This window comes from Methylobacterium sp. WL6 (genome assembly GCF_008040095.1).
Taxonomy (GTDB): Bacteria; Pseudomonadota; Alphaproteobacteria; order Rhizobiales; family Beijerinckiaceae; genus Methylobacterium.
The window spans coordinates 1-2,489 of record NZ_VRVH01000465.1 but is presented as its reverse complement, the minus strand read 5'-3'; the positions used below and the strand labels follow the sequence as shown (position 1 = coordinate 2,489).

Here is a 2,489-nt window from a genome sequence, read left to right as displayed (position 1 = left end):
GAGCCGTCGACCTGGCTGAAGCGCTTGAACAGCCGGTCCTGCTGCGCCGAATTGATCCCGATGCCGGTGTCGGTGACCTCGAAGCGCAGGTCGTGGCCGCGCGCCCCCGAGCGCTCGCGCCGGACCACGAGGGTCACCGAGCCGACGGGGGTGAACTTCACCGCGTTGTTCAGCAGGTTCAGCAGCACCTGGCGCAGGCGGCTCGCGTCGCCGAGGACGAAGGCGGGCAGATCCGGGTCGATCCGGGTCTCGATCCGCAGGTTGCTCTTCAGCGCGCCGCCGCGGACGATCGAGACGGTGTTGTCGATCACCGAGACCAGCGGGAACGAGACCGGGTCGAGGGTCAGCTGCCCGGCCTCGATCTTCGAGAAGTCGAGGATGTCGTTGACGACGGTGAGCAGCGCGGCGCCCGAGCACTGGATCAGCTCGAGCCGGTGACGGTCCTCCGCCCGCAGGTGGGTCTCGTCGAGCAGCATGTCGGCGTAGCCGAGGATGCCGTTCAGGGGCGTGCGGATCTCGTGGCTCATCGCCGCGAGGAAGTCGCTCTTGGCCTCGCTCGCGCGCTCGGCCTCGGCACGCGCGGCCTGGGCCTCGGCGGTGATCGAGCGCAAGGCCACCTCCGCCGACTTGCGCTCGGTGATGTCGATGTGGAGGCCGACCATCCGGTACGGGCGGTCGTCGGCCCCGAACAGCGGCCGGCCGCGGGCGTAGACCCAGCGCTCGCCGACCCGGAACTCGGCGGCGTAGGTGGTGCGGGTGTCGATCGCGTGCCGGATCGCGTCCCAGACCTCGCCGACCTGCTCGGGATCGACCAGGGCCGTCCACGCGGCGGTGGTGATGCCGCGCGGCTCGCCGTCCTCGGGCAGCCCGTAGATGCGCAGGCTCTCGGGCGAGAGCAGGCTCACCCCGGTCTGCATGTCCCAATCCCAGGTCCCGGCCTCGGCGGCCTCCAGGGCGATCCGCAGCAGGCCGCGGGCATCGTGCTCCGCCATCCGGGCGGTGACGATCTCGTCGATGTCGAGCGCCGTGCCGAGCCACTCGATGACGGTGCCGTCGGCCATCAGGTGGACCGGCGTCATCGTCAGCTTGTGCCAGCGATAGGTGCCGTCGGCGCGGCGCAGGCGCCATTCCCCGGAATAGGCGGTCTCGCCGGCCTGCGCCGCCCGCCACGCCGTCGCCATGGCGGGCGCGTCGTCGGGATGGTTGCAGGCGACCCGCGCGGCGCGGCCGGTGCCGATCGGCCCGTAATACGCGTGGAACTGGGGGTTCGCGTAGGTGATCTCGCCGTCGCCCGGCCGCATCGCCCAGACCAGCAGCGGCAGGGTGTCGGCCAGCCCGCGATAGCGGCTCTCGCTGCGGTGGACGTCGGCCTCGGCCCGCCGGCGCGCGGTGATGTCGATCATCACGCCGAACAGGCCGGTGACCGTGCCCGCGGCGTCGGTCTCGCAGGTGCCGCGCACCACCACGTCGCGCTCGGTGCCGTCCGGCCGCAGGATGCGGGCGTCGAAGGCGAAGTTCTCGGCCCGCGCGATCGCGTCGCCGACGACGGCGATCAGCCGCTCCCGGTCGTCGGCGTGATAGATCTCGGCGAAGGTCGAGAGGTGCGGCGGCGCGGTGGCGGGGTCGAGCCCGGCGATCTCGTAGAGCCCCAACGACCAGATCGGCTGACCCGCCGGCAGCGGGACGCGCCAGTTGCCGATGCTGGCGAGCTGCTCGGCCATAGTCAGCAGGTGGTTGGCGCTGGCCTGCGCCGCGGAGCGCTCGGCGATCTCGGCCGCCTGGCACTCCAGCTGCGCCTCGTGCGCGCTGCGCAGGGCCATCTCGCGCCCGAGCGCCGCGTTCGACTCCGAGAGGCGCAGGTGCGCGACGACGATCTCGGCGAGGTCCTGCAGCGCGACGCCGTCCTCAGGCGAGAAGTCGCGCAGCCGCGAGTCGACGAGGCAGAGGGTACCGACGCGGATCCCGGGGGCGAGGCTCAGGGGCGTGCCGGCATAGAACCGGGTTGCCCCCGCCGTGCCGTCGACGAGCGGGCTGCCGGAGAAGCGCGGGTCGAGCCGCGCGTCCGGGACGACGTGCACCGCGTCCGTCTGGATCGTGTAGGTGCAGAAGCTCTTCTGCCGCGGCAGCTCGCCCGGCACCAGCGCGCACGGCGTCTTCAGCCATTGCCGGTCGGCGTCGATGAACCCGACGAAGGCGGTCTCGACGCCGAACAGGCGGCAGGCCGTGCGGCACACCGCCTCGAAATGATCCTCCGGCGGCGTATCCAGGATCCCGAGCGCCAGCAGCGCCGCGACGCGCTTCGCCTCGCGCGCCGCCTCGTCCGCCGTCGTTTCGTCGTCCCTCGCCTGAAGCGCCTCTGTGCTGCTCACGTTCGCGCGTCCCCCGCCGGCATCTCCCCGAGGCGCCGGCCCATCGCATCATCCCGATTCCGGACCCGACCGGGCCGATCGCCCTCGCGCGGCGCCGAGGCGGGCGCGCGGCGCCCGTCC

General features: G+C 72.7%; 1 protein-coding gene. It reads right to left on the bottom strand.

Features of this window, described 5'->3' with window-relative positions; genetic code table 11:
* Positions 1–2,369: PAS domain-containing protein (locus FV230_RS27250; protein ID WP_147844594.1), on the bottom strand; the 2,369-nt coding region annotated here is incomplete at its 3' end.
* Positions 2,370–2,489 lie beyond the last annotated feature (120 nt).